Below are 26,142 nucleotides of genomic sequence, written 5' to 3'. Positions count from 1 at the left end.
TGAGCGTGCGTCGCCAATCGTGGCGTGGCTGACCCGAGTGTTCTCATCAAATTACAACGCTATACTTGTAATGGCTCGAGCAGCCTTGTCGCGCTACTCGCCAAGACGGTCAAACGCCCACTTCCCAGCCGGTGGGCCATACACGGATGAGTGGGCAGGACCGCGTTCGGCACAGACTCCTTACCTTCCTCCTCTGTCGAACAATTCCGTGCTTATCGCTACTCCCTTGCAGCTATGACGCGTTCCCCGCCGATCTGGGGCGCGGTGTCGGACGAAAATAGCCGTTCGTTCGATCGGATCGAACTACGGTGAAAGTACGGCCCTGACCGCCCTCTCGAGCTCGATCAGGCGTACCGAAGAGCGTATGGTACTCGGGGGGAGAGATGACTTCACGCATGGTTAGCACGGCGTTCGAACTACCCGACGTTGGCGAAGGAGTCGCCGAGGGCGAACTCGTCACCTGGCTCATCGACCCAGGCGACCGAGTCGCGGAAGACCAACCGATCGCGACCGTCGAGACGGACAAGGCGCTCGTTGAGATCCCCTCGCCCTACGACGGTGTCGTCGCGGAACATCGCGGCGAAGAAGGCGAAACGATCCAGGTCGGCGAACCGTTCGTCGTCTTCGACGTCGACGAGTCCGAACTCGAGCAGCGGTCGTCCTCGAGTACGGAGAGTTCCGACGACACCACGGAATCAAACGCGACAGGTACGGACGGTGAGACGGAGTCAGAGCGGAGTTCGGATGGAGAGGGGGAGTCGGAGGCGAGTTCGGGTGAGGTGACTGAGTCGGTCGTGCCTGCCGACAGCGGCCGGGTCTTCGCCCCGCCGAGCGTTCGACGCCTCGCTCGCGAACTGGGTGTGGAACCGGCTGCCGTTTGCCGTGCGGTGGGTGCCGCCGACAGACGGCTCACGGAATCGGACGTTCACGCTTTCGCGGACGGCCACGCGGAGTCGAGCGAACCGCCCGCGCGGGAGCGCCTCGAACCTGAACGGTCCGATTCGGTTACGCGGGACTCGGAAGCGAGCGCTTCGAGCGGCAGCGCCACCGTGTCGCGTTCTCGAGGGGCCGACCGCCTCGAAGCGACCGAGCGACCCGAGGCGGCCGACCGACTCGAGCAGGCCGGCCGAGACCGGACGCTCGCGATGCCGGCAACGCGGCGACTCGCACGCGAGCACGAGGTCGACATTGACGACGTGCCAGCGAGCGAACGACGCGACGGCGACCCGTTCGTGACACCCGAAGACGTCGACCGATACGCTCGAGGCGACGAGTCCGCGGCTGGCCTCTCAGATCCGAAGATGGGCGGCTCTGGCCCAGAGATGAGCAGCTCAGATTCGGTGACGAGCGGGACCGACGGCGCGGCTCGAGCAGGACCCGGCGATCGGATTCCCTACGCCGGGGTGCGGCGAACGATCGGCGAGCAGATGGCGACCTCGAAGTATACGGCTCCGCACGTGAGCCACCACGACGAGGTCGAGGTCTCGGCTCTCGTCGAGGTACGAAGTCGGCTCAAATCTTCGGCCGCCGAGCGCGGTACGGACCTCACCTATCTCCCGTTCGCGGTCAAAGCAGTCGTTGCCGGGCTCAAAGAAGTGCCGGCGATCAACGCCGAACTGGACGAGGAGAACGAGGAAATCGTGCTCCACGACGAGTACAATATCGGAATCGCGGTCGCCAGCGACGCCGGGTTGATGGTGCCGGTGATCGACGATGCGGATCAGAAGGGGTTGCTCGAGTTGGCAGACGAGATCGGTGATAAGGCCGAGCGAGCCCGAGACCGGTCGATCGGGCTCGAGGAGATGCAGGGCGGGACGTTTACGATCACGAACGTGGGGGCGATCGGCGGCGAGTACGTCTCGCCGATCATCAACTACCCCGAGGCGGGCATCCTCGCGCTCGGCTCGCTCAAAGAACGGCCGTGGGCTGAGGACGGCGAGGTCGTCGCTCGAGAGACGCTGCCGATTTCGATGTCGGTCGATCACCGGATCGTCGACGGCGCGGAGGCCGCACGGTTTACGAACGAGGTCAAGCGATACCTGAACGACCCCGAACTGCTGCTCTTAGAATAATGGTTATGGGAGATATCACGACGGCGACTGACGTACTGGTAATCGGCGGCGGCCCCGGCGGCTACGTGGCCGCGATCCGCGCCGCCCAACACGGCCTCGACGCGACGCTCGTCGAGCGCGACGCCTACGGTGGCACCTGCCTGAACTACGGCTGTATCCCCTCCAAGGCGATGATCACCGCGACCGATATCGCCCACGACGCGGCGTCGGCCGAGGAAATGGGCATCCGTGCCGACCCCTCGATCGACATGCGAGCGCTCGTCGAGTGGAAAGACGGCGTCGTCGACCAGCTCACCGGCGGCGTCGAGAAACTGTGTAAGGCAAACGGCGTCTCGCTGCTCGAAGGGACGGCGACGTTCGTCGACGAGGAGACGGTTCGCGTCGCCCACGGCGGCGAGGGCCAAGGCAGCGAATCCATCGAGTTCGAGCACGCCATTATCGCGACGGGAAGCCGAGCGATGTCTATTCCCGGCTTCGACTTCGCAGACGACCAAGTCTGGTCCTCGCGCGAGGCGCTTGAAGCGGACGAAATTCCCGAGGAACTCGTGGTGGTCGGCGCCGGTTACATCGGGATGGAGCTCTCGACGGTGTTCGCGAAAGCCGGCGCGGATGTGACAGTTATCGAAATGCTCGAGAACGCGCTGCCGACCTACGAGGACGATATTTCGCGCGTCGTCCGAAATCGGGCCGAAGAACTCGGCATCGACTTCGAGTTCGGCCTCGGGGCGAGCGAGTGGCGCGGGACGGACGACGGGATCGAAGTCGTCGCCGACGAGGACGGTGAGGAGTCGGCCTTCGACGCCGACCGCGTGCTGGTCGCGGTCGGGCGTGAACCCGTGACCGACGCGCTCGAGGTAGACGCCTTGGGCCTCGAGACCGACGAACGCGGCTTTCTCGAAACCGACGACCATACTCGGACCGATCTCGAGCACGTAATGGCGGTGGGCGATGTCGCAGGCGAGCCGATGTTAGCGCACAAAGCCAGCGCCGAAGGGCTCGTGGCCGCCGGTGTCGCGGCCGGTGAGCCGGCGGCGCTCGATCAGCAGGCGATCCCCGCCGCCGTCTTTACTGACCCCGAAATCGGGACAGTCGGGATGACCGAGTCCGAAGCCGAGGGCGCTGGCTTCGATCCGATAGTGGGAACGATGCCCCTGCGCGCGAGCGGTCGGGCGCTCACGATGGACGAGTCCGAAGGCTTCGTCCGGATCGTCGCCGACGAAGAAACGGAATTCGTCCTCGGTGCACAGATCGTCGCCCCCAAGGCATCAGAACTCGTCGCCGAAGTCGGGCTGGCGATCGAGATGGGCGCGAAACTCGAGGATATCGCCGGCACCGTCCACACGCACCCGACGCTCTCGGAGGCGGTGATGGAAGCAGCCGAAAACGCACAGGAGAAGGCGATTCACACGTTGAACCGATAGGGATATCGAGCCGAACCGATCCACTTAGTACTCGAGCGTTTCTTCGATGGCCGCCGCAATCCGCGGCGGGTGCGGGATGTAGTAGTCTTCCATCGAGAGCAGCGGCACGGGCACGTCGAAACCGGTGACGCGGTTGACGGGTGCCTCGAGGTACATCAGGGCCTCGTCGTTGATGGTGGCGATGATTTCGGCGCCGAAGCCGCCAGTTTTGGCCGCCTCATGGACGACGACACATCGACCCGTTTTCTCGACCGACTCGAGGACGGTCTCCTTGTCGAACGGCGAGATCGTCCGAAGGTCGATCACGTCGGCGTCGACGCCCTCGAGTTCGTCGACCGCCTCGAGGGTGTTGTGCATCATGGCGCCCCAGGAGATCACGGTGAGGTCCTCGCCCTCTCGTCGCACCGCTGCCTCGCCGAGTGGCTCAGTGTAGGAGCCCTCGGGAACCTCCTCGCGGATCGAGCGATAGACGTGTTTGGGCTCCATGAACAGGACCGGATCGGGATCCCGGATGGCGCTGATGAGCATCCCCTTCGCGTCGTGGGGCGTCGAAGGGATCGCGAGTTTCAGGCCGGGGATATGTCCATAAGCTCCTTCAAGACTCTCGGAGTGGTGCTCGAGTGCGCGGACGCCGGCACCGTAGGGTGTCCGAACGACCATGGGGGCGGTGAGCTCGCCGCGAGTGCGCCAGCGAATGCGACTGGCGTTCGTCACGAGTTGGTCGAACGCGGGCGGCAGGAAGCCCGAGAACTGGATCTCGGCGATCGGCCGATAGCCGTGGGTCGCGAGGCCCGTGGCGGCACCGACGATGGCGATCTCCGAAAGCGGCGTATCGAGGACGCGATCGGCGCCGAACTCCTCGAGCAGGCCCTCGGTCGCCCGGAAGACGCCGCCGGATTCGGCGACGTCCTGTCCGAAGACGACGGTCTTCTCGTCGGTTGTCATCTCTTCGTGTAGTGCGTCGTTGATGGCTTCGATGATTGTGGCGTTCATACTGGCTCACCCCTTCGGTCGTCGTTCGATGTGGTCGTACAGCTCGGGTCGCTCCTCGAGCAGCGCTTCGAAGTCCGCGAGTTGGCGCTCGAGCTCCGGCGGCATCTCTTCGTAGAGGTAGTCGAAGATTTCCTCGACGTCGCGTTCTTCGAACGCATCGGCCGCCTCGACGGCGTCGGAGAATTTCGCGTCGATGTCCTCGCGGATCGCTTCCTCGTCGATCCCCTCCCAGCGGCCGGTCTTCTCGAGGAACGACCGATAGCGTTCGAGCGGGTCGCGGTCTTTCCACGCCTCGACTTCCTCGTCGTCTCGGTAACGCGTCGGGTCGTCGCTCGTCGTGTGGGCGCCGCGGCGGTAGGTCACCGCTTCGACTAACACGGGATTGCCCTCGAGGGCCCGCTCTCGAGCTTTCGAGACGGCGTTGTAGACGGCGAGTACGTCGTTGCCGTCGACGCGGATCCCGTCGATTCCGTACGCCAGCGCCTTCTGTGCAACCGTGTTAGCCTTCGTCTGTCCGTCGAACGGCAGCGAGATCGCGTACTGGTTGTTCTGACAGAAGAAGACGGCCGGAACCTCGAGGACGCCCGCGAGGTTCATGCCCTCGTGGAACGCGCCCGTCGAGGTCGCGCCGTCACCGAGGTTCGCGAACGCGATCGCCGATTCGTCCGCCAGTTGCATCCCCCAGGCTTTGCCGGTCGCGAGCGGGATGTGAGAGCCGATCGAGATGGCGAGTCCGAAGACGTTCGCGCCGTTCATCCGGGAGGCGTCTTCGATGCCGCGCCAGTACAACAACAGGTCGCGCAACGACAGTCCGTGCATCAACAAGGCAGCCGCTTCCCGCCCGTACGGAAAGATCCAGTCCTGTTTCGCGAGCGAAAAGCCGCTGCCGACGATGGCCGCTTCCTGTCCGCGTCCGGACGCGACCGTCCCGAGTTTCCCCCGACGCTGGAGTTTGGTTGCGCGGTCGTCGTACAGCCGCTGTACGAGCATCCACCGGTAGAGGTCTCGAAGCGACTCGTCGTCTACGTCCGGTACCCGATCGGAGTCGAACGTCCCGTCCGGGCGGACCACTTGGTAGGTGTCGATCTCGAGGTCGCCCTGTGAGAGGGGATCGACACCCACGTCTCCCACAGGTGTAACTGACCGCGGACTGTTGTCCATGGTGTACTCGGAATTGGCCTAAAGCGTTAATACTCTTGTCTTTTGGTCACTATCGTTGGCTACGTTGAATCACTAGACGGCCTCAGGGAAGGTTAGTAGATCAAAGGTGTTGAAGTGGAAGAGTTCGGTTTTCGTGACCAAATAAATCCACCATTCTGAGCGGTGGCAGTGGATTCGTCGACTACGCCCTCATTTCCCCTCATTGTTCTGAATTCGCTTCGATACGTTTTATCGAATGAGTATCGATCACTCCTCAAGCTCAGACAGTAATTGGAGTCTCTTTTCAGTAGTTGGGTGTGTACGAAATACCCATGAGGTATACTGGGACACTGGTTTTCGAACAAATCCCAAAAATGGATTGACATTAACTTCCTCCCAATATCCCGATGGTAGATCCCGGTCATACCTCTCAAATGGGAGGATTGAGAGCGATGATACTGCATGAACATCTCGCAAATCCTGGGATGGTGCCTGTTTGATTCGCTGATCCAACGTTAGGAGTGCGCTCGCAAGCGGTGCACCTGATCCGAGTACTTCGACGGCAGCTTGATCCGCTGCGAGCTCTCGCGTTCGGGAACAAACAGAGGTAATTGCTTGCGTGACCGCCACCCCCACGAGGCCGACAGCGCCGAGTACGATGGCGAGGTCGCCGCGATGTCGTGCTAACTCCCGTGCCCGAGCAACAAGCCCATCCGCGAGGGCTACCGGTACTGAAATGACCGTCATTACGGAGGCATCGTAATTTTTCACGTGTGCCAGTTCGTGAGCGATTACGGCTTCGAGTTCATCTTCGTTGAGCGCTTCAAGCGTTCCCTCCGAAAGGATGAGTCGGCTGTTCGTTGGTCGAACGCCGACAACCATCGCTTCGGGCACTTGACTGTCCGAAATCGCGATTGTCGGCGTTGGTACATTGAGAATCGATGAAACTCGGTTTACCGTAGCGTGGAGGGGAGGACGTTCTTTGGCGGTTACTGGGGTAGCAGTCGCCCCCTGTTCAATCGTCACGCCGTCACGATACTCGACGATAATGATCCACAGAAGCACTATGAGCGCCGGAACGGTTGAGAGTATCATGGCTGTAGAGAGAGATACTCGAGCCAAAAGAAGAATGGCGACAAAGACACCCCAGATCATCCCAATAAATCCTCCAGTAGCTATCAGCAACAGCGACAGAGAAAGTCCCATCCGAAGTGCGAGTGATTGTTCAATTGATCTATGCATTAGTTTCTGTGATCTTCCGGAGGTCCTTTTTTGTACCGATTAGAAACTATTAGCGACTTGGCCGACGGTTTTTGGGCAAAAGACTCCGTTTTACTACTCTCTGCTATAATCGCACGACACTCACATCTCAACATTCCTATATTTGCACTAATTTCTGTTTTTGATGGGTAAAGAATGAGTGTTGCACCGAGTGAGCCGAAATATGGACGAATCCAATAGATTATGGTGATACATTCATGGAAAGTATTTATAATTATATTCGTGTTCATCGTAACACCATCTCAAGGAGATCTGCGACACTCCGTGAACAAGCCCGTGCAAGCCGCCACCACCAACGAAGGAATTAGCTCTTTCAGATCCTCAAAGTCGCAAAAACCACCGATACAACAACGCAAGCTGTGCTCAATGCATACTAAGTTGCTTGAACTACTCGTCGTACCGCGTGTCGACGGTTTTCAGTGCCGTTCGCAACCCGTCGGGTACTTCCATTCCGCTGTCTTCGCCGACCGGAACGCAGACGCGGTGTTCGGAGCCGTTGAACACGACTTCGCCGTCGTGGGTAGCCGTGTACTCGAACTGAACGCTCGTTTCGCCGACCGTCGGCGTCACTTCGATCTCGACCGTGTCACCCGCGTTGACCTGTCCGACGAAGTCGAAGTCCATCGAGACGAGCGGTAGCCCGAACCCTTCCTCTTGGGACAGCTGCCAGAACGGCCATCCGATCGATTCCATTAGCATGTCCGACGATTCGTGAATCGCGTCGATCATTCGCGGGTAGTGAGCGATGCCGAACGGGTCCGTATCCGAAAACCGCACTGTCCAGGTTCGCGTAAAACTCATCGATGCTAGATTGGTACTTTCGACTCAATATAAATGTAGTGTCATCCTCGCCGGCCTGGCACATATCTCTGTTCCAAGAATATCATATAATGTATCTATATGCGAAAATGGTATGAACACACTGACGAGCTCTTTGACCGGCGTGAAGCTACAGGTGTAGATACCTTTTTACGACGACTCTCCCACGTAGACGATAATGGTAGACGACGAATCGTTTGACGTCTCTCCACGGGATATCGTCATCCTCAAAGCGAGGGTCGATAACCCGACGGCATCGACCCGGAAACTCAGCCAGGTTCTCGAGTCGGAGTACGGAATTACCCTCTCACACAACCGAATAAACGAGATCCTTCGGACATTGTCCGAAGAAGAGATCTTTCGGGAAACGATTCTCCCGAACCGGGAGATATTTCGCCATTATCAGTTCCGAATCTCGTTTAATTTCCCCAACTTCGAGGACCACTGGCGGTCGTGTTACGAAGACCTGATGAACGATCCGCACATTCTCGTATTTTTCACCGCAGACAGCAACTATCACTGGCATTGCATCGCTCAGTTCAGGACGAACGATCAGATGGAGCGATGGGTACACGAGTTCTTCAAAACGCACGGCGATCTCCTCTCAGGGTTCCACAACACGATGCTCCACAGCGTTCACAAGTTCCAGACCGAAGCGGCGATCTTCGACGACATCCTCGCCGAAACCGAGGAGGGACGCCAGTATCTCGAGTACGGCGATTCCTGACGATACTTTCTTTCGGGTGAGTTCACGTCCTGATACGTCTCTTGTGTTTCACTCGCGAGCGTCCTGAACTACTATCTGAACTCCGACAGTAACTAGTATGTGTAGTAAATATGATGGTGATTCGGAGACCAGTCGTGCGAGGCGCGCTCACGCGCTCTGTTTCTCGAACCGCTCGCGAACCTTCTCCATTTTGGGCGCGGCGTGCATCGAACAGTACGCGTCGTTCGGGTTCTTCTCGAAGTAGTTCTGATGTTTTTGCTCTGCTTCGTAGAACGTCTCCAGCGGTTCGATCTCCGTTACGATGGGGTCCTCGTAGGCCTCCTCGGCCTCGAGTGCCTCGACGAACGCCTTCGCGCGCTCGAGTTGATCCTCGTCGTGGGCGTAAATCGCGGACCGGTACTGCGAGCCGACGTCGGGTCCTTCCCTGTCGCGAGTCGTCGGATTGTGGATCGTAAAGAACACCTCCAGTAGCGTGTCGTAGCCGACGGTCCCCGGATCGTACTCCAGTTGGACGACTTCGGCGTGTCCGGTCCGTCCGGTACATACCTCCCGGTAGGAGGGGTTCTCGGTATCGCCACCGGCGTAGCCTGACGTCGCCGATTCGACGCCCTCGAGTTGTTCGAACGCCGCCTCGACACACCAGAAACAACCGCCGCCGAAAGTCGCTCGGGCCATACTCGTACTCGGCGTTCGACGAGGAAAGGTGTGACGGGTCGGTGCGTTCGGGACGGTACGTCAGTGGTGTGATTGGGACCACGTCATCGGTTGGTGCGTTCGGGATCGAGCGGTCAGTACTGGACCGTCCAACGCAGTAACACGCCGTCGTCCACCTTCTCGAGTTCCTCGAGTGAGAGTTCGGGAAAGTTCTCGACGAACCCGTCGCCGTCGGCGAGCGTCGGGGCGTCGCGTCCGCCGATGATCTGTGGACCGACGAAGACGGTCAGTTCGTCGACCAGACCGTTTTCCAGCAGGGAGAAGATGAGTTCGCCGCCGCCCTCGACCATCAGTCGCTCGAGCCCGTTTTGCTGGAGCATTGCGAACGCCCGCAGCAGGTCGACTCGTTTTTCCCCCGCGGTGACCAGCGTCGCTCGATCGGAGAGGTTCATCCGCCGTTCGACCGGGGCGTTCTCGCTGACACAGAGGTACGTCTCCGCCTGCTCGTCGACGATCCGCGCGTCCGGCGGGGTTCGGGCGTTCGAATCGACCACGACGCGCGCGGGATTCGCCGGCTCGCCGTTCTCGAGTCGGCGTTCACGCCGGTCGCGGTCTTTGACTGTGAGGCGCGGATCGTCGGCCAGCACCGTTCCGATACCCACGACGACGGCGTCGCTGTCGGCCCGGAGCCGGTCGACGCGTTCGAAGTCCTCGCTCCCGCTGATGGTGACCTGCTCGCGGCGTCTCGAGGACAGCTTTCCGTCCGCGCTCATCGCGGCGTTGACGACGACGTTCATACTCGTTTCTCTAACGCGTTCGGTAAAGAATCCCGTGTCCCGTAGCGGGACAAATCGGGGAGGTTTTGTCGGCCACCGCGCAAGGACCGATCGACTATGGCCAACGATGACGAAGGCGGGCCCCGCGTGCCGATCGTGTGCGATCAGTGCGAGACGACGGCCCGAGTCCCGCTGTCGGAGTTAGCGGAAACGCTCGCTGGGCACAACGATCGATTGCACGACGGTCGGCAACGAGCGGTCGTCGACCCGGACGTCGCGGATTCGCTGGCCGATCTGGTCGCCGACGATATGGGATTGCTCGAGGACGATGCGTGATCGCTGTGACGCCCTTGAGTCCGCGGGATTTCATGCGCCCACACGAACGCTATGCGTTTTCGAGACACCCCATAAATTTCAATACGGTTCAGTTTGAAGCCCATCACACTAAATGAACATCGCTCTGTGCGGTATTACTTTGATTACGCGCCTTGACATACGTTGGTAACTATGATAGTGGCGCCGAGACTCATCGTATTCGAATCTCTCTTGTCGAATTCTCACAAGTGTAAATAATGTCCGATAAACTGGATAAACGGGTAAGCAGACGTTCGGCGCTGATCGCCGGTGGGGGTGTGGTAGCCGGTGCAGTCGGCGGCACTGCGATACGCCGAGTACTCACGAACGATTCGCCCGAGCAGATGTCCGTAACGATTCTCACGCTGCCGGCGGATAACGATCGGCGGAGCAGTCAGATTGCTCGCACCTTCGAAAAAAACCTCAGTGCGGTCGGGATCAATGCCACGATCGAACCGCGATCTCGATCCCAACTGCTCCGCGCAGTCTTACTCGAGCACGACTTCGATTGTTTTGTCGCCAGCCGACACGGTGGTTCAGATCCGGACTATCTGTACGAACTATTCCACTCGACGTACGATCCGGAAGCGGGTTGGCAAAACCCCTACGGGTTTACGAACCTCGAAGTCGACGACTTGCTCGAACGACAGCGTTCGATGGACGGCGACGAACGAACGGAGGCGATCACCGACCTCCTCACCCGGATCGCACAGGCCCACCCGATTGTTCCGATCTGCCGGACAGACGACCGCAGAGTCGTCAGAACCGATCGATTCGACGGTTGGAGTGAGCACCCGCTCGGCCGGAAACTGGGCTATCTCGGACTCGAGCCGATCGAACACGAATGGGACGATGGAGAGGACGTAATCCTGCGGGGGATTATCACTGATACCCGACCGACGCGGAATCTCAACCCGCTCGCTGCAACCCAACGCGATCAGGGGACGATAATCGATCTGCTGTACGATTCGCTGGCGGTTCCGAACGGGGGGTCGTTCCGTCCGTGGCTCGCCGAATCGTGGGAGTGGGACGAATCGACCGCGACCGTCACTATCCGGCCTGACTGTCAGTTTCACGACGGACAACCGGTCACCTCACAGGATATCGAGTTCACCTACGAATTCTTTGCGGACACATCGCTCGGAGACGAACAGGGTGTTCGATCGCCGGCACCCAGACATCGCGGACTGATCGACATCGTCGAGAGCACCAGCGTCCTCGACGGACAGACCGTCGAGATCGAAGTCGATGCACACGCCGATGTCGCAGAACGCGCGCTCACGATCCCGATCCTTCCGAGACACGTCTGGAAGCCTGAAGTCGAGACGCGCCTCGAGAACGGTCAAAACCCCATTCAGGGCACCTGGAGTATAGTGAGTGAGGATGGAATCTCAACGATTGGTAGCGGCCCGTATGCCTTCGTCGAACGGGAACAGCGCGAGCGGCTCCGACTCGAGCGGTTTGACCGACACTTCACGACCCGCGATACCGTCGATTTCCCGGAGCCGTCCGCCGACGAGATCCGTTTCGAAGTAGCACTCAACAGCGGGCTAGTCCTGAGGGGCCTCAGTGGTGAAAGCGCAACCCAACCCAGGGATATGACGGCGATGCCGATGGCAATCTCTGAGATCGGCGAGATCACCGACGACGCCCTCGAGCTCGTCGAACCGCAGTCGTGGCAGTTCTATCACATCGGGTTCAACGTCCGGAATGCCCCCTTCAGCAATCCGAACTTCCGGAAAGTCGTTGCAGGTTTGATCGACCGGGAGATGATCGTTTCTGACGTGTTTGGCGGATACGCCACACCGATCGTCACTCCGGTTACGGACGAGTGGACACCCAAGGAACTCGAGTGGGACGGAACCGCGCCCTACGCGCCCTTTTTCCGCAAGAGTGATGAAACAAGGTCCGAAGGATCGGATACACTCGATGTCGAACAGGCAAAACGAGCCTTCGAAGGCTATGGCTTTCAGTACAGCGACGACCGCGAACGCCTGGTGAGATAGCCGTGCTCGCCGAACTTGTCGCTCAGGTATTGATCGTGGTTTCGCTCATGCTCGCCGTCTTTACCACCGTCTGCGTCGGTCGCGAGCGCCTTCGACGAACCCGCCGAGAGTGGCCGGATAGATTGCGCCAGTCAGCACCCGTGGTTGTCATCGTTATCGCTGTGTTACTGCTCAATCGGATCGCGCGACCGCGGATCCCGCCCCTCTCGCGGGCGATCGACTGGAACTTGACCCCGCTTTTTTACAACATCGAGGGGGAGACTGTCCTTTGGTTCCAGTCGTTCGCGACGCCAGCGCTCACACAGTACCTTTCGTTCGTCTATATCTACGGCTATGCGTTTATGCTGATATTCCCGGTGATCGCGTACTTCGCGCTCTCGGATACGCGACCGTTCAGGGAACTGTTGTCCGCGTACGCGCTCAACTACGTTCTCGGGTTGATCCTCTACTTGTTCGTCTTGGCCTACGGACCACGAAACCTCATGCCGGATGCCATCGGAACTGCCTTGTATCAATTCAATCCGCAGTATATGACACTCACTAGCGAGGTCAACCACAAGACGAACGTCTTTCCGTCGTTGCACACGTCTCTCTCTGCGACCATCGCCTTGTTCGCGTACCGAACGAGAGAGTCCTATCCGATCTGGTTTCTCGTCTCGGTTCCGCTGGCAGTGAGCGTCGCGGTCTCGACGATGTACCTCGGTATGCACTGGGCCATCGACGTCGTTTTCGGAATCATTCTGGCTATCGTCACGGTCAAAGCCGCAGATCGATTCGTCGGCCGATGGTCGCTCGAGGAGGACTTCGGTATCGACCTCGAAGCCTACGAGAATCGGCTTCGATCGGCTCTCGGGAGGGAAAAAAATTCAGACGACTCTGGAGCCAGTACGGATCAAAATCAGGCGATGAATACACGGACGGACACACCGAGCGACACGCCGCACCGTGATACGACATCGAATCTTGAGCCCCAGTCCCACCCCGATTCGGGCGGGAAAAACGGCGAAAGCGACTGATACTCGGAGTACACACGCTCAATGCGCACCATCCCCGTTGATCCGTTGAGACGACAGTTGCTAGTACCCGTTCTCTCTTGCGATCGTTGAGTCGCCGATTTCGCACTCGTGTACGCGGCCGCGGGATATATACCGATCCACAGAGAACGCTACGATCAATACCGGTGGTCGAAGACACAATGGAACGGGTACTGCGACGGCGGCGAGATTTGCTCGAGGCGCTACGCGACAATCCGTCCCCCAAGCCCGAGATCGTCGACAGAACCGCCGTTTCCCGGTCGACGGTCGATCGCGGCATTACGGAGCTCGTCGACCGGGGATGTGTCAGGAAGGTCGACTCCCAGTTTCGACTGACCGAGACGGGACGGCTGGCGCTCGAGGCCCGATTGGAGTACGAACGTGCAATCGATCAGATTCAGACTGCCGGCCCATTACTGGCGGAGATCGATCTCGAGTCGCTCTCGCTCGAGTTCCTCCGGGGGGCGACGGTCAACGTAGCAGATCCGCGGCGGCCGTGGAAGGTTCTCGATCAGAGCAGCGCCCTGGTCGACGAGGCGACGACGATGTACGGCACCGGCCCGGCGGTCTTTCGAAAATTCTACGACGACATCGACCGATCGGTCGAAAACCACGGTCTCACCTGTGAACTCGTTATCGACGAAGCCGTGTTCGAATCGCTGGACTCGGCACAACGCGAAGAGCTACGGGAACTGCTCCGACGCGCTGAGGGCACGTTGCTGCGGACCGAGCTGACCGATTCGTTCGCGATCTGGATTCTCGAGTACGCAGACAGGGAGTACGCAGGCATCACCGTCTACAGTTCGGGTGGGTTCAGCGGTGTGATCTACAACGACGCTCCAAACGCGGTTTCGTGGGCTCGAACGCAGTATCGAAAGCGGAAAGCATCCGCAGAACTCCTCTGGGACTTTCGGTAACGAACTGCGTTGTCGACTCCACTCTCTGGGGATCGAGCCGCGTGTGGTGGTTCGCGGGGTCGACGCGGATCGGCGTTCGCGCTACGATTCGTGCGGCCGGTCGTTCCGACCGTGGACCTCCGTGTCGAACCCGTCATCCGTGATCGCGATCGTGACGCGTTCGACGGCCGGGTAGTACAGCTTGCAGTGGTTCCCGCCACACCGTACCTTCAGCCGGGACCCGATGAGGCCCGCGTCCTCGAGGCTGTTGAGCCGTCGGTAGATCGTCACCTTCGACCCGTCACAGCGCTCCCGGAGCTGGGCCGCCGTCGATGGGTTCTCTTTGAGCGTCTCGAGGATGTCCATCGCGTATTCGTCGCCGAACAGCGAGAGGGCGGCTTCGACGTCGACGTCTGGTTCCTGTGTTTCCATCGTCTGCATGACAACTAATCGTACAGCGAGGGGTATGTTCAATTCTATCCCCTTACTACCAGTACAAACGATACTATTATAGTATTACTACCTTCAATACTATCTATAATGACACCTGATACGGAGCTTCGATCGATCGACGAGGTCCACATCGCCCCGCTCGGGTACGAGCTCGACCGGATCAAGGACCCGGTTCTCGAGTACGACGCCGACGTTCTGCACCTGCTTCGGGATAGACACCAGAAGCGACTGGACTACCACGAGGACCTAGCGGAGACACTCACGGACCACGGCGTTGCCGTCCACTTTCGGCAGATTGATCTCGGTGACATGTACGACGTGCTGGGTGAGATTACGACCATCGCGGCTAGCTACGACGACGACATCGTACGGATAAACGTCTCGAGCGGACCGAAGTTGGCCGCCATCGGGGCAGCGCTTGCGTGCATGGCGGCGGACGCGAGCGGATACCATGTCCATCCGGAATCTCGTTCACATCCCGTTGTCGAAACCCCCCGAACCGAAGGAATGAAAATGGCCGAACAGCTGCCCTCCTACCCCATCGAAACGCCGACCGAGGATCAGGTCCGGATCCTGAATTACGTCGAGGAAACCGACGACCCGGCCTACACGCCGAAAAAGAGCGATCTGATCACGTTCGCCGAGGACGCCGAACTCGACTTCATGACGAAATCGGCGCCCGCAAACGACAAGGCGAAGTTCGCCCTCTTGAACAACCGCATCATCTCCCCGCTGGTCGAAAACGGCTACCTGCAGGTCGAATCGGTCGGTCGCTCGAAACAGGTTTCGCTGACCGAGACCGGGACGAACGCCTTGCGGGCCTTCCGTCACAAGTTGTAGGCGACGCTCCTGAGAGGTATCTCGGGAGAAAACTTCATTGTGTTTGCATTAGTAGTATTCGTATGGCCAACCCCCTCCACCGCTCGAGGTCGATCGCGGTACCGGCAGCGTTCGGACTCGCCCTCTGTCTGTGTACGGTCACCGTCCACCTCTTTCTCGCCGGCCTCGAGTATGGGGATGGACTCGCGGATAGTTCCCTCGAACTCGGTTGGCTACTCGCTGGGGCCGCTCTCCTCGGGGCGATTCCGGCCGTCGCGTGGGTCCGATACCAGCTTCGAACGCCGATTCTCGTCTCCGGCGGCGGCTATCTGCTCTCCCTCGTCACTTCGTGGCCGAATCTGGTCGACTCCGCTCGCTCTGCCGGCGTAAGCGCAACCATGACGATGTTCGAACTGGTGCTTACTCTCTGGGCTCTCTTACTCGCCGTCGCTCTTTTCTGTGGATTCGTCGAGTACTTGCTTCGTCCCTCCCTTCGGAGATACGCGCCCGTTCTGTCGGGCTAGTTCGAATAATCGTTCGCTATGATTCACGTTCGAACTGTCGCAGAAGTACCTGTACAGACGTTAGGCTGAGAGGAATACGAATGGAGTGGCGATCTCACTCAGAACTACGAGCCCGTGCAATCGTTACGCCTCCTGCGACGGTGAGGAGGAGGCTCCCGCCGATTGCAGTCGAATTGACCGGCCTATTTTGGAGGCCCGACCCGAACGGGTCCTGAAACGCACCGGAAACACCGAGCGCCACGAGACAGATGACACCGAGCACGAGCGTCCCGATTCCCCACGCGAGTTGTCTGTTCACATCGGGAGCATATCCGCTCGGGATTCAAAACCGATAGGGATAGTCAGACGTTCGTTCATATTCAGGCGGCGCAGGCCGAGCGGTTCACGGAGACGTTACTCGAGATCCGCGCCGATCGCTTCTTCGACCGATCGAAAGCCGTCGCGGGTGAGTAGTTCGACCAGGCCTCTGTTGATCTCCCTGGCAGTCGCCGGCCCGTTGTAGACGAATCCGGTGTACAGTTGGACCAGCGACGCGCCGGCCCTGATCTTCTCGTAGGCGCTTTCGGCGGAGTCGACGCCGCCGACGCCGACGATCGGGAGGTCGGTGTGGCCGGCGATCGTTCGGATTACTTCGGTCGATCGGTCCTCGAGCGGCGCTCCACTCAGCCCGCCCCACTCCTCCCGGTTGGGCGACTCGAGGCCGTCTCTCTCGGTCGTCGTGTTCGTCGCGACGATGCCGTCGACGCCGAGGCCCTCGACGATGTCGACGAGTTCGAGCACCGACTCGGTGGGGGAGTCGGGGCCGATCTTGACCAAGATCGGCACGTCTCGCTCGTTTTCGTCCTCGAGGGTTTCGAATATCTCGCGGAGGTGTTCCGGCGAGGATTCGTCGAACTCCTCGGGCGTGTTCGGACACGAGACGTTGACGACGACGTAGTCGGCGAACGGCGACAGGCGATCGAAGACGCGGCGGTAGTCTTCGATCGCCTCCCGCTGGCTCGAGGTGTTCATCTTGCCGACGTTCACCCCGATCGGGACCGGCGGTAGCCCGTCGCGCTGGAGTTGCTCTTTGACGTGGTCCATGCCGTAGCCGTTGAACCCCATTCGGTTGACCATCGCCTCGTCCTCGCGAAGTCGGAACAGGCGCGGTCGTCGATTCCCCTGCTGTGGGTACGGCGTGACGGTTCCGATCTCGACGAACCCGAATCCGAGCGCCGAGAGGGCGTGTGTCACCTCGGCGTTCTTGTCGAATCCCGCCGCGACACCGACCGGATTCGGGAATCGCGTGCCGAACCGCTCGATCTCGAGGGTCGGGTTCTCGTACTGGTAGACGGCGGCCAACCCGGCCTTCGTCGGTCGGGTCGACTGTGCCGTCCGGAGCAGTCCTTTCCCGAGTTCGTGGGCTGTCTCGGCCGGGAGTCTGAACGCCAGTGGCCGGATCCTCGAGTAGATGCTCATGGAAGCCGATGCGTTCGGTGGACAGGTAAACCTCTCGAAGATACCGCTATGCTCGAGGGACAGGCGATTCTATTCGCAGGGTCGGCCGGTTTTCCCTCCGAACTGTCGCCTCCCACGCCCGCCGGAATTCGAATCGCCCTCGAAAATAGACTCTCACTTCAATGGGACGCGTTGTGTCGTCTTCACGTCTGCGGGACAGCGTTTTCGTGTCCGTCACATAACGAAATAGTTTTCCTACCGGTTCCGCTTGGGTCGAGTAACGACAGTAACGAAATGACAACTAAACGACGGTACGACGGAGGCCTGCCCCGTGGCGGCTAACGGGATCCTCGTCCCGCTGTCGGACACCGTCACGGTCCGCCAGACGGTCGGGTACGCGGTTCAATCCGCCCTCGAGGACGCCGACGAACTCGATTGTCATCTGGTCGTCGCGCTCCCGCAAGAGGGTGATAGCCCAACGGGCGAGACGGAACTCGAGGAAGCCGAACGCCTCCTCGAGCGGGCCGAAAGCTGGGCCAACGAGGACGCTGGAAGCGACGACGTGACGGTCGAAACGAGCGTCCTTGGTGCGGACGAGTACCTCTTTGGACCCCGGGAGTACGCTGAAGCGTTCGCGGCCTACGCGGACGAACACGGGCTCGAGACTATTGTCCTCGATCCGGAGTACCGTCCCGGCGTCACCGCGCCGATGCTCCAGCCCCTCGAGCGCGAGCTCTCGAACGTCGGGCTCGAGTACGACGAAGCCCCAGTCGAGCGGCCCGCCGAACACGAGCGCCTCGTCGGACAGGAGAGCTTCGACCGGATGTTCGCGCTGTTTTGGATCTCCTATGGCTTTTATCTCGTCCTCGGCGATCCGACGTACTGGTTCGACCTTCTCACGGGGGCAGCGGTCGCCGCCATCGTGTCGGTCACGCTCTCGAGTGTGACCTTTACCGTCGCGCCGGACCGGATTCAGTCGCCGCTTCGAACGGTCCGGTTCGTGCTCTACGTGCCGTATCTCGCGTACGAAATCGTCAAAGCGAATCTGGCGATTTCGGCCGTCATCTTGCGGCCGTCGATGCCGATCGAACCGACGCTAACGCGCCTCGATGCTCGCGTCGGAGGCGGACTGCCGCTGCTGGCGCTGGCAAACAGCATCACGCTTACGCCGGGAACGCTCACGGTCAGAGCGAACGACCAGCGGTTGCTCGTCCACACGCTCATCCCGAGCGCTCGCGAGGACCTCTTCGACGGCGGTCTCGAGCGCGCGGTTCGGTTCGTGTTCTACGGCCGGGACTCGGCGTCGATTCCGACGCCCGAAGAGCGCGACGACGCCGAGATCGTCGGCGGTGATGAGCTATGACTGGCGAACTCCTGAGTCACATCTTCATCGCCGCTGCGGTATCGTTCGTCGTTCTCGCGATCGCGCTTTTCTATCGCGCGGTTGTCGGTCCGACGACGCAGGATCGGCTGCTGGCCGTGAACGTCATCGGAACGAATACGGTCGTCATCCTCGCACTGCTTTCGGTCGGACTCGACCAGGAGTGGTTCCTCGACGTGGCGTTGATCTACGCGCTGCTTAACTTCCTGATGGCGATTGCCATCTCTAAGTTCACGGTCGAACGGGGTGGCGTCCTGTGAGCGCCCTCGCGGCGGTCCTTTCGGATCTTCGGTTCGCCGCCATCGTCGTTCTGCTAGCTCTCGGAGTCTTCTTTACGTTCGTTTCGACGGTCGGCGTGCTCCGCTTGCCTGATTTATTCGCGCGGACGCACACGGCCTCCCAGACCGACACGCTGGGTGCCGGACTGACGCTCGCTGGCGTCGCACTGGCGTTGGGCTGGCAAGACACGACGGCGTACACCGTCCTGCTGTTGTTCTTCGTGTTCATCACGAATCCGACGGCGGCTCACGCGATCGCTCGATCCGCCGCCGAAACGGGTGCAACGCCGTGGGAAACGACCGACGAGCAAACCGACGGTGATGAGAAATGAGTGCGATCGCGTACACGCTCGCGCTTTTCATCCTCGCGACTGCCGTCGCGACGGCGATCGTCCGCGACGTCCTTTCGACGATCATCGTCTTTGCCGCCTACAGCCTCGGAATGGCGATTCTGTACACGCTCTTGCTCGCACCGGACGTCGCGATGACCGAGGCGGCGATCGGGGCCGGAGTGACGACGATTCTGCTGTTGTTGACGATCGCACGGACGTCGCGGCCGTCGACCGATCGACTATTCGAACGGGTCGACGTTCCGGCGGTGTTCGTCGTCGGCGCGTTCGTCCTCGTCTTGCTGGTCGCCGTCTTGCCCGAAATGTACCCGATCGGGTTCGAGGACGCCCCCGCCTGGGCGACGGAGGAGGTTTCCCAGCACTATATCGAACACGCGTACGAACAGACGGGCGTCGAAAACACCGTCACGGCCGTCCTCGCCGCGTACCGTGGCTTCGATACCTTCGGGGAGGCGGTCGTCGTCTTCTCGGCCGGCATCGCCGTCCTGCTGGTCCTCAAACGGGAGGTGTTCGTCTGATGGCGGACCGATACGACGACAGGTACACGGAGAGTCAGGTGATTTTGACGACGGTTAAGATCATCTCGCCGTTTACGCTCACGTACGGCATGTTCATGGCACTGCACGGTGCCGACAGCCCCGGCGGCGGATTTCAGGGCGGCGCGATCGTCGGGGTGACGATTCTGATGATCGCGTTCGCGTTCGGCATCGAACCGACCCGACAGTGGCTCAGTAATTCGGCTATCGTCGGGTTAGTCGTCGGCGGTGTCGCGATTTTCTTCTCCATCGGCGCTGTGACGATGGTGCTCGGCGGCAAATTCCTCGAGTACGGGCGCTTCGAGTCCGCACTCGGGATTCCCAACGGCGGCAAGTGGGCGATGGAGGCCATCGAGATCGGCGGGATCACGCTGATCGTCGCGGGGGTCGTCATCACGCTGTTCTTCGCGACGGCTGCGGGATTCACCCCCGAACGCAAGGCCGAGAACTCACAGGAGGTCACTGAGGATGATTGAGATACTCACCACACGCTACGCGTACGCGCTCATGTTCGTTCTACTCGGAATTGGGCTCTACATGATGATCGCACACGAAAACCTCGTCAAGAAGCTGATCGGCGTCAACCTCTTTCAGTCGGCGATCTTCCTGTTTTTCGTCTCGATGGCCTACGTCGACGGTGGCTCCTCGCCAATCGTTCCTCCCCATCCGACCGAAGGGGAACTCTTCGTCGCGAGTCCGCTCCCGCAGGTGATCGTCCTCACGGCGATCGTCGTCGGAATCGCGCTCACCGCGGTCGGTCTCGCGTTGATCATCCGGATCTATTCGGAGTACGGGACGCTCCGAGAGGACACGCTTCGGGAGGTGCGCTCCGATGAGTAGCGCCCTTCCGGTGTTGCTCATCGTGGTGCCGATCATCGCTGCGGTCGTTCCGATCGCACTTGGCCTTCGCTACGACCGGACCGGCTGGTCGGTCGCAGCGGTCACGACGACCGGTCTCTTCGCGATGAGCGTCTCGCTCGCGGCCACCGTGTTCGTCGACGGCGCCTCGGTCACGCACGAGCTCGGCGACTTCCCCCCCGAGTACGGAATCGAACTCGTCGCCGATCCCCTCTCGACGCTCGTGGTGCTCCTAGTGACATTGATCGCGGCGGGCGTGCTGGCGATCACTCGCCTCGGCGGTCCGCGGGGGAACGTCTTCTACACCGGCTACTTGCTTCTGACGGGCGGTTTGCTCGGCCTCGCGCTTACCGGCGACGTGTTCAACATGTTTGTCTTCCTTGAAATCGTCGGCCTCGGAACGTACGCGCTGATCTCGAGCGGTGACGGTCCCGAGTCGGCCGTCGCGGCGTTGAAGTACCTCATTCTCGGGACGATCGGCGCGTCGTTTTACCTGATCGGGGTCGCGTTCCTGTTCATGGCGACGGGAACGTTGAACATGGCCGAACTCGCCGATGTGTTACAGAACGGGACGCTGGACCAGCAGCAACTGAGTCTGGTTCGAACCGCGTTCGCGTTCATCTTCGTCGGCTTCTCGATCAAGGTCGCCCAGTGGCCGTTGCACACGTGGCAACCCGACGCCTACCAGCACGCGCCCGACGGCGTCACGCCACTTATCGCGGCGCTCGTCTCGACGGTCGCCGCCTACGCGCTCGGCCGAATTTTGTTCGACGTCTTCGGTCCGGAATTCCTGATACAGACGCCCTACGCCTCCGAAATAATCGTCACCGTCGGCTCGGTAAGCGTCGTCGCGGGAAGTGCGCTCGCCGCGATCCAGACCGACGTGAAACGCATGTTCGCGTACTCGTCGGTCTCGCAGTTCGGCCTCGTCGTCGCCGCCTACGGCGTCGTCACGGAGACGGCGTTTACGGGTGCGGTTATCCACCTGATCGGCCACGGCATCCTGAAGGCGGGACTGTTCGGTGCCGCCTGCGTCGTCTCGCTGGGATACGGTGCGCGGACGGTCGACGAGTACGCTGGTCTGGCACGCGAGCGACCAGTCTCGGCGGCCGGCGTCGGCGTCTTACTCGCCGCGCTCGTCGGTATTCCACCCTCCGCCGGTTTCGTCGGGAAGTGGTACATCGCACTTGGAGCGGTTCAGGCAGAGGCCTGGCCGGTCGCCGCGGTCATCCTCCTCAGCACGATGTTCACGCTCGCCTACGCCGCTCGAGTGCTCGAGAAGATGTACTTCACCCCACCGGCCGAGACAGCGCACGGCTCCGACGGGAGTGCGGGGACGTCGCAGGTGGCGACCGACGGCGGAACCGGTGATCAGATGACCGATTCGCCGGACGGCGTTTCGTTCGGTATGATAGCGTTCGTGGTCGTCCTCGCGGTTCTCGCGGTCGCCTTCGGCTTTGCCGGCGGTGCGCTGTTCGATCTGCTCGAGCCGTTCACTTCGGAGGTGTTTCACTGATGGCTGATCCGATCCCGACCATCCGCCCGCTCGCGGCCGTTCTGGTCTCGGCGATCGCGGTGGTGTTGATTATCGCGTCGTATCGCTATCCGAACGTCCGCGAAAGCTGGTCGGTCGCGGCCGCACTGGCGAAGTTCGGCATCATCGCGAGCATGCTCCCCGGCGTGCTCTCCGGCGAGACCTACGAGTGGAGCCTCGAGGCCGCGACCGGCGTCGAGTTCATCGCCGGCATCGACTTCGCGCTCGAGGCGGACCCGCTCGGAATGCTGTTTGCGTTGCTCGCGAGCCTGCTGTGGATCTTCACCTCGTTCTACGCGGCCGGCTACATGCGGGGGTTAGACGAGCACTCCCAGACGCGGTTCTTCGCGGCGTTCGCGGCCAGTCTCTCGACCGCAGTCGGGATCGCGTTCTCGGCGAATTTAATCACCCTCTTCGTCTTCTACGAACTGCTCTCGCTGGTCACCTACCCGCTGGTCGCGCACAACGACGACGCCGAGGCTCGGATCGCCGGGCGAAAGTACATCACGTACACGTTCTTCGGCGGCGGCGTCCTGTTGCTGGCGGGGACGGTGCTGATCTACTGGCTTACGAGCGGCGTCGGCGATCCGACGGTCGCGTTCCAGTCCGGCGGGATGGACGCCCTCGCGAGCGCCGCGACGGCAGACGGCGCGCAGGCGTACGCGCAGGCGGCGTTTTTCCTCCTGATCGCCGGCTTCGGCGTGAAGGCCGCGATAATGCCGCTTCACTCTTGGCTCGCCGACGCGATGGTCGCGCCCACACCCGTCTCTGGATTGCTCCACGCGGTCGCGGTCGTCAAATCCGGCGCGTTCGGTATCGCCCGCGTCATCCTTGAGGTCTACGGGGTCGAAACGATTCGTGACCTCCCGCTGTCGGTTCCGGGCATCGGCGAGGTCGGACTGAACATTCCCGTCGCGATACTGGCGACGTTTACCCTTCTGGCGGCGAGTATCATCGCGTTACGAAAGGACCACCTCAAGCGGCGGCTCGCGTACTCGACGACCGCGCAGTTGTCCTACATCGTCCTCGGGCTGTCGATGCTCCATCCGATGGCGATACTCGGCGGACTGTTTCACATCCCCGCCCACGCGTTCGGAAAGCTCACCCTGTTTTTCTGTGCGGGATCGATCCACGTCGAAACTCACACCGACTATATCAGCGAAATGGCTGGTATCGGAAAACGGATGCCGCTGACGATGGCCGCCTTCGCTGTCGGCTCTGCCGGCATGGCCGGCATACCGCTCGCCGCCGGATTCGTCAGCAAGTTCTACATGCTCGTCGGCGGGATGCAGGCCAGTTACTGGCCGTTCGCGGTCGCGCTCGTGCTCTCGGGCGTTCTCAACATCGTCTACTTTTGGCCCGTCGTCTACACGGCCTTCTTCGAGAGCGAGGATCGACACGACGCCAAACCGCTGCTCGAGTTCCCGCCGGGTGGAACGCTCGGCGGAGCCGATCGGCGCGAGTCCGAACACGACGTCGCGACCGACGGGGGGGACCACGAGGACACTCACGACGGCGACCGCAACGATACCAACGTCCAGGACCGTGACACCGACGACGGCTTCGCGGTCGACGAGTATCCGAGCGACGCCGACGTTCCGTTCGGCGCGTCTGCCGACGACAGTGCTGACAACGGCGCTGATGGACAGGTTGCCGGTCCCAGCGGGGACCACGGTACCGCCGTGACTCCCCAGGCCGATGAGCACGATCACCACCACGGCGGTCCGCCACCGAGTGGATGGGACCGTCGTTCTCCGTTCGACGAGAGCACCTGGCTCATGCTCGTGCCGATCGCGGTTATCGCGACCGGCGGGATCGTCCTCGGGGTCGTTCCCGACCTCGCGGTCTTTCTCGACCTCGCCAGTGAAATAGTGCGAGTCGTAACGGGTGTGTCCGTCCCATGATCGAGACGGAACTACTCACCTACGCGTACCCGCCGTTTATCGTCCTCGCGGCGGCGCTCCTGATGTTGGTCCTGCCGCGTCGACTCGGCTACGCGATCGGGACGCTGAGTCTCGCTGCCGTGACGGCGATCGCGTTCTTCGTTCCTGAGGGAACCCACCTTACGACCGAGTTCCTCGGGTTTACGGAAATCCAGCCGTTCTTCGTCGACGACTTCAGTCGGCTCGTCGGCCTCGGCCTCGGATTCCTCGGCACGTTCGCCGTGATCTACGCGTACTCGAGCGAGGCGTCCCGGACGATGGGATCGTACGCGCTGATTTACGTCGCCTCGGCGATCGGAACGGCGTTCACTGGCGACTGGCTCGTGTTGGTGTTCATGTGGGAACTGATGGCCGTCACGAGTACGTTCGTGGTCTGGAACTACGGCGGCGACGCGGTCCGTTCGGGGTACCGCTATGCCATCGCCCACGGTATCGCGGGGAACCTCGTCCTGTTGGCGGTCGCCGCACACTACGCGGCGGTCGGCAACTTCGCCTACGGATCGGGGATCGCGTCCGGCCTTCCGGCGATGTTCGCCACGCTCGGGATGGGGATCAACGTCGCCTTTATCGGGTTCCACACGTGGCTCCCGGATACGTATCCCAAGCCGCACTTCGCGGCCTCGGTGTTTCTCTCGGTGTTCACCACGAAGACCAGCGCGCTGATATTCTATCGCGCGTTCCCCGAGACGAATCTGTTTCTCGCGTACATGGGCGGACTGATGGCCGTCTACGGAGCCGGGTTCGCGTTGCTCCAGCACGATATGCGAGCGCTGTTGTCCTATCACATTCAGGCCCAGCTGGGGTATATCGTCGCCGGGATCGGTCTCGGCTCCGCGCTCGGCGTCGCCGGCGCGATGGGGCACCTGTTCAACAATATCCTCTATAAGAGCCTCCTGTTCATGGCCGTCGGCGTCGTGATCTACCGAACCGGCGAGAACGATCTGTACAAACTGGGCGGGCTCTGGAAGGAAATGCCTATCACCGCCATCGGGTACCTCCTGGGGGCACTCTCGATCACCGCAGTCCCCGGGTTCAGCGGCTTCATTAGCAAGGGAATGGTCCTCGACGCCGCGTCCGGGTACTTCGGCGGACCGAAGTACGAGGCGCTTTACTGGCTGCTTTTCATCGGCGCGGTCGGCACCTTCCTCTCGTTTATCAAACTCGGCTACTACGTCTTCCTCCACGGGCCGAGCGACCGGGAGGTCGACGACGCTAGACCGGGCCAGACCGTCGCAATGCTCTCGGTCGGCGGTGCCTGTCTCGCGCTCGGACTGCCCGAGATAGGTTGGCCGTTTTTCACGAATCTGCTCCCATTCATCGACGGCACGTCGGTTATCGTCGGTGGGGGTGCCGAATCACACCATCTCCACCCCTACAGTCCGGGTCACGTTCAGGACGCCGTGATCCTGTTCGCGATCGCCGCGGTCGCGTTCGTCCTGATTCGGAAACCGCTCTCGAAACTCGATCTCGGCGATCCGGCGATGATCGTCAATCCCATCGGGTACTACACCGGACGCGGTTCGATGCTGGCTGTCACGGAAACGTATCGTGCGGTCGACTCGGTCGCGGTGGGACTCGTACGACGCGTCTACTGGATCGGTAACAATCCAGTATTGGCCGTCGACGCCGTTTTCCGACGGCTTCCAAACTGGGTCGTCGAACTCGAGGAGCGCCAGCCAGCCGACGGCGGTCGCCCCTCGACGATCCACCTTCGGGCGAGTATCGGCTTTACAATCCTGGTGCTGACGGCGATTCTGACGATTCTGCTGCTCTTGCTCGTCTAGGCGAGTTTGTTCTGTTGAAATCCTCTTATTCAGCAGTATTTGGGCGTGAAGCACATGTCTACTACAGGTGCA

At 61.0% G+C, this 26,142-nt stretch carries 27 protein-coding genes; 18 read left to right on the top strand and 9 right to left on the bottom strand.

Features of this window, described 5'->3' with window-relative positions; genetic code table 11:
- The first annotated feature begins 395 nt into the window (after positions 1–395).
- Positions 396–2,072, top strand: a complete 1,677-nt coding sequence (locus tag BM348_RS16480) for a 2-oxo acid dehydrogenase subunit E2 (RefSeq protein WP_092906547.1) — start codon at positions 396–398, stop codon at positions 2,070–2,072.
- On the top strand, positions 2,072–3,493 hold the full coding sequence (lpdA, locus tag BM348_RS16475; protein WP_092906545.1) for a dihydrolipoyl dehydrogenase: 1,422 nt from the start codon (positions 2,072–2,074) through the stop codon (positions 3,491–3,493). The genes BM348_RS16480 and lpdA overlap by 1 nt, the downstream gene beginning before the upstream one ends.
- A gap of 24 nt (positions 3,494–3,517) precedes the next feature.
- On the opposite strand, the gene BM348_RS16470 is transcribed toward lpdA, so the two are convergent.
- The 4 genes from BM348_RS16470 to BM348_RS16455 form a co-directional block, all read right to left on the bottom strand.
- On the bottom strand, positions 3,518–4,486 hold the full coding sequence (locus BM348_RS16470) for an alpha-ketoacid dehydrogenase subunit beta (RefSeq protein ID WP_092906543.1): 969 nt from the start codon (positions 4,484–4,486) through the stop codon (positions 3,518–3,520).
- A gap of 6 nt (positions 4,487–4,492) precedes the next feature.
- Positions 4,493–5,647: a pyruvate dehydrogenase (acetyl-transferring) E1 component subunit alpha gene (gene pdhA, locus BM348_RS16465; protein WP_092906541.1), complete on the bottom strand. Its 1,155-nt coding sequence runs from the start codon at positions 5,645–5,647 to the stop codon at positions 4,493–4,495.
- 246 nt (positions 5,648–5,893) lie between these two features.
- Entirely contained in the window at positions 5,894–6,868 is a 975-nt protein-coding gene (locus tag BM348_RS16460) for a M48 family metallopeptidase (protein WP_092906539.1), read from the bottom strand.
- A gap of 426 nt (positions 6,869–7,294) precedes the next feature.
- Positions 7,295–7,708, bottom strand: a complete 414-nt coding sequence (locus BM348_RS16455; protein ID WP_092906537.1) for an acyl-CoA thioesterase — start codon at positions 7,706–7,708, stop codon at positions 7,295–7,297.
- 196 nt (positions 7,709–7,904) lie between these two features.
- Here BM348_RS16455 and BM348_RS16450 point away from each other — a divergent pair, with 196 nt between their 5' ends.
- Positions 7,905–8,453 (top strand): hypothetical protein, encoded by a 549-nt coding sequence (locus BM348_RS16450; RefSeq protein ID WP_092906534.1) that lies wholly within the window; start codon positions 7,905–7,907, stop codon positions 8,451–8,453.
- A gap of 147 nt (positions 8,454–8,600) precedes the next feature.
- Here the strand turns inward: BM348_RS16450 and msrA are convergent, their stop codons facing one another.
- Entirely contained in the window at positions 8,601–9,128 is a 528-nt protein-coding gene (msrA, locus tag BM348_RS16445; RefSeq protein ID WP_092906532.1) for a peptide-methionine (S)-S-oxide reductase MsrA, read from the bottom strand.
- A 113-nt stretch (positions 9,129–9,241) separates the two neighbouring features.
- Positions 9,242–9,904 carry a 2,5-diamino-6-(ribosylamino)-4(3H)-pyrimidinone 5'-phosphate reductase gene (locus BM348_RS16440; protein WP_092906530.1) on the bottom strand — a complete coding sequence of 221 codons (663 nt, stop codon included), beginning with the start codon at positions 9,902–9,904 and terminating at the stop codon, positions 9,242–9,244.
- A gap of 96 nt (positions 9,905–10,000) precedes the next feature.
- On the opposite strand from BM348_RS16440, the gene BM348_RS16435 reads away from it, so the two are divergent.
- The 4 genes from BM348_RS16435 (at position 10,001) to BM348_RS16420 (ending at position 14,194) form a co-directional block, all read left to right on the top strand.
- Entirely contained in the window at positions 10,001–10,219 is a 219-nt protein-coding gene (locus BM348_RS16435) for a hypothetical protein (protein ID WP_092906528.1), read from the top strand.
- A gap of 296 nt (positions 10,220–10,515) precedes the next feature.
- A complete protein-coding gene (locus BM348_RS16430) occupies positions 10,516–12,243 on the top strand; it encodes an ABC transporter substrate-binding protein (protein WP_245779508.1) in 1,728 nt (575 codons plus the stop codon).
- A gap of 2 nt (positions 12,244–12,245) precedes the next feature.
- Positions 12,246–13,259, top strand: coding sequence for a phosphatase PAP2 family protein (locus tag BM348_RS16425; RefSeq protein WP_092906524.1), 1,014 nt, complete (start codon positions 12,246–12,248; stop codon positions 13,257–13,259).
- Between the two features lie 179 nt (positions 13,260–13,438).
- Entirely contained in the window at positions 13,439–14,194 is a 756-nt protein-coding gene (locus BM348_RS16420) for a helix-turn-helix transcriptional regulator (RefSeq protein WP_092906522.1), read from the top strand.
- A gap of 81 nt (positions 14,195–14,275) precedes the next feature.
- On the opposite strand, the gene BM348_RS16415 is transcribed toward BM348_RS16420, so the two are convergent.
- Positions 14,276–14,614, bottom strand: coding sequence for an ArsR/SmtB family transcription factor (locus tag BM348_RS16415; protein WP_092906520.1), 339 nt, complete (start codon positions 14,612–14,614; stop codon positions 14,276–14,278).
- Positions 14,615–14,713: 99 nt separating this feature from the next.
- Here BM348_RS16415 and BM348_RS16410 point away from each other — a divergent pair, with 99 nt between their 5' ends.
- Both BM348_RS16410 and BM348_RS16405 read left to right on the top strand, forming a co-directional pair.
- A complete protein-coding gene (locus tag BM348_RS16410; protein WP_092906518.1) occupies positions 14,714–15,466 on the top strand; it encodes an HFX_2341 family transcriptional regulator domain-containing protein in 753 nt (250 codons plus the stop codon).
- 62 nt (positions 15,467–15,528) lie between these two features.
- Complete coding sequence (locus BM348_RS16405) at positions 15,529–15,969, top strand: hypothetical protein (RefSeq protein ID WP_092906516.1); 441 nt, start codon at positions 15,529–15,531, stop codon at positions 15,967–15,969.
- A gap of 94 nt (positions 15,970–16,063) precedes the next feature.
- Here the strand turns inward: BM348_RS16405 and BM348_RS20745 are convergent, their stop codons facing one another.
- On the bottom strand, positions 16,064–16,267 hold the full coding sequence (locus BM348_RS20745) for a hypothetical protein (protein WP_139231218.1): 204 nt from the start codon (positions 16,265–16,267) through the stop codon (positions 16,064–16,066).
- A gap of 95 nt (positions 16,268–16,362) precedes the next feature.
- Positions 16,363–17,427 (bottom strand): quinone-dependent dihydroorotate dehydrogenase, encoded by a 1,065-nt coding sequence (locus BM348_RS16400; protein ID WP_092906514.1) that lies wholly within the window; start codon positions 17,425–17,427, stop codon positions 16,363–16,365.
- A gap of 310 nt (positions 17,428–17,737) precedes the next feature.
- Here BM348_RS16400 and BM348_RS16395 point away from each other — a divergent pair, with 310 nt between their 5' ends.
- Genes BM348_RS16395 through BM348_RS16355 form a run of 9 tightly spaced genes read left to right on the top strand, consistent with a single transcriptional unit; the run spans position 17,738 to position 26,070 of the window.
- Positions 17,738–18,769 carry a monovalent cation/H+ antiporter subunit E gene (locus tag BM348_RS16395; RefSeq protein WP_092906512.1) on the top strand — a complete coding sequence of 344 codons (1,032 nt, stop codon included), beginning with the start codon at positions 17,738–17,740 and terminating at the stop codon, positions 18,767–18,769.
- Positions 18,766–19,047 (top strand): cation:proton antiporter, encoded by a 282-nt coding sequence (locus BM348_RS16390; RefSeq protein ID WP_092906510.1) that lies wholly within the window; start codon positions 18,766–18,768, stop codon positions 19,045–19,047. The genes BM348_RS16395 and BM348_RS16390 overlap by 4 nt, the downstream gene beginning before the upstream one ends.
- On the top strand, positions 19,044–19,397 hold the full coding sequence (gene mnhG / locus BM348_RS16385; protein ID WP_092906508.1) for a monovalent cation/H(+) antiporter subunit G: 354 nt from the start codon (positions 19,044–19,046) through the stop codon (positions 19,395–19,397). The genes BM348_RS16390 and mnhG overlap by 4 nt, the downstream gene beginning before the upstream one ends.
- A complete protein-coding gene (locus BM348_RS16380) occupies positions 19,394–19,933 on the top strand; it encodes a DUF4040 domain-containing protein (RefSeq protein ID WP_092906506.1) in 540 nt (179 codons plus the stop codon). The genes mnhG and BM348_RS16380 overlap by 4 nt, the downstream gene beginning before the upstream one ends.
- On the top strand, positions 19,933–20,427 hold the full coding sequence (locus BM348_RS16375; RefSeq protein ID WP_092906504.1) for an MnhB domain-containing protein: 495 nt from the start codon (positions 19,933–19,935) through the stop codon (positions 20,425–20,427). The genes BM348_RS16380 and BM348_RS16375 overlap by 1 nt, the downstream gene beginning before the upstream one ends.
- Entirely contained in the window at positions 20,420–20,791 is a 372-nt protein-coding gene (locus BM348_RS16370; protein ID WP_092906502.1) for a cation:proton antiporter subunit C, read from the top strand. The genes BM348_RS16375 and BM348_RS16370 overlap by 8 nt, the downstream gene beginning before the upstream one ends.
- The gene (locus BM348_RS16365) at positions 20,784–22,325 is read left to right on the top strand and encodes a proton-conducting transporter transmembrane domain-containing protein (RefSeq protein ID WP_092906500.1); all 1,542 of its coding nucleotides are present in this window, start codon (positions 20,784–20,786) and stop codon (positions 22,323–22,325) included. Before BM348_RS16370 ends, BM348_RS16365 begins: the two co-directional genes overlap by 8 nt.
- Positions 22,325–24,247: a proton-conducting transporter transmembrane domain-containing protein gene (locus BM348_RS16360; RefSeq protein ID WP_092906498.1), complete on the top strand. Its 1,923-nt coding sequence runs from the start codon at positions 22,325–22,327 to the stop codon at positions 24,245–24,247. Before BM348_RS16365 ends, BM348_RS16360 begins: the two co-directional genes overlap by 1 nt.
- Positions 24,244–26,070: a Na(+)/H(+) antiporter subunit D gene (locus BM348_RS16355; protein WP_092906496.1), complete on the top strand. Its 1,827-nt coding sequence runs from the start codon at positions 24,244–24,246 to the stop codon at positions 26,068–26,070. The genes BM348_RS16360 and BM348_RS16355 overlap by 4 nt, the downstream gene beginning before the upstream one ends.
- Positions 26,071–26,142: the final 72 nt, after the last annotated feature.

This window comes from Halostagnicola kamekurae (genome assembly GCF_900116205.1).
Lineage (GTDB): Archaea > Halobacteriota > Halobacteria > Halobacteriales > Natrialbaceae > Halostagnicola > Halostagnicola kamekurae.
This window is presented reverse-complemented; position numbering and strand designations above follow the sequence as displayed.

Coding starts and splice junctions, on each gene's coding strand:
- BM348_RS16480 (WP_092906547.1), top strand. CDS start 396: ATGGTTAGCACGGCGTTCGAACTACCCGACGTTGGCGAAGGAGTCGCC.
- lpdA (WP_092906545.1), top strand. CDS start 2,072: ATGGTTATGGGAGATATCACGACGGCGACTGACGTACTGGTAATCGGC.
- BM348_RS16470 (WP_092906543.1), bottom strand. CDS start 4,486: ATGAACGCCACAATCATCGAAGCCATCAACGACGCACTACACGAAGAG.
- pdhA (WP_092906541.1), bottom strand. CDS start 5,647: ATGGACAACAGTCCGCGGTCAGTTACACCTGTGGGAGACGTGGGTGTC.
- BM348_RS16460 (WP_092906539.1), bottom strand. CDS start 6,868: ATGCATAGATCAATTGAACAATCACTCGCACTTCGGATGGGACTTTCT.
- BM348_RS16455 (WP_092906537.1), bottom strand. CDS start 7,708: ATGAGTTTTACGCGAACCTGGACAGTGCGGTTTTCGGATACGGACCCG.
- BM348_RS16450 (WP_092906534.1), top strand. CDS start 7,905: ATGGTAGACGACGAATCGTTTGACGTCTCTCCACGGGATATCGTCATC.
- msrA (WP_092906532.1), bottom strand. CDS start 9,128: ATGGCCCGAGCGACTTTCGGCGGCGGTTGTTTCTGGTGTGTCGAGGCG.
- BM348_RS16440 (WP_092906530.1), bottom strand. CDS start 9,904: ATGAACGTCGTCGTCAACGCCGCGATGAGCGCGGACGGAAAGCTGTCC.
- BM348_RS16435 (WP_092906528.1), top strand. CDS start 10,001: ATGGCCAACGATGACGAAGGCGGGCCCCGCGTGCCGATCGTGTGCGAT.
- BM348_RS16420 (WP_092906522.1), top strand. CDS start 13,439: ATGGAACGGGTACTGCGACGGCGGCGAGATTTGCTCGAGGCGCTACGC.
- BM348_RS16415 (WP_092906520.1), bottom strand. CDS start 14,614: ATGCAGACGATGGAAACACAGGAACCAGACGTCGACGTCGAAGCCGCC.
- BM348_RS16410 (WP_092906518.1), top strand. CDS start 14,714: ATGACACCTGATACGGAGCTTCGATCGATCGACGAGGTCCACATCGCC.
- BM348_RS16405 (WP_092906516.1), top strand. CDS start 15,529: ATGGCCAACCCCCTCCACCGCTCGAGGTCGATCGCGGTACCGGCAGCG.
- BM348_RS16400 (WP_092906514.1), bottom strand. CDS start 17,427: ATGAGCATCTACTCGAGGATCCGGCCACTGGCGTTCAGACTCCCGGCC.
- BM348_RS16390 (WP_092906510.1), top strand. CDS start 18,766: ATGACTGGCGAACTCCTGAGTCACATCTTCATCGCCGCTGCGGTATCG.
- BM348_RS16380 (WP_092906506.1), top strand. CDS start 19,394: ATGAGTGCGATCGCGTACACGCTCGCGCTTTTCATCCTCGCGACTGCC.
- BM348_RS16375 (WP_092906504.1), top strand. CDS start 19,933: ATGGCGGACCGATACGACGACAGGTACACGGAGAGTCAGGTGATTTTG.
- BM348_RS16370 (WP_092906502.1), top strand. CDS start 20,420: ATGATTGAGATACTCACCACACGCTACGCGTACGCGCTCATGTTCGTT.
- BM348_RS16365 (WP_092906500.1), top strand. CDS start 20,784: ATGAGTAGCGCCCTTCCGGTGTTGCTCATCGTGGTGCCGATCATCGCT.
- BM348_RS16360 (WP_092906498.1), top strand. CDS start 22,325: ATGGCTGATCCGATCCCGACCATCCGCCCGCTCGCGGCCGTTCTGGTC.
- BM348_RS16355 (WP_092906496.1), top strand. CDS start 24,244: ATGATCGAGACGGAACTACTCACCTACGCGTACCCGCCGTTTATCGTC.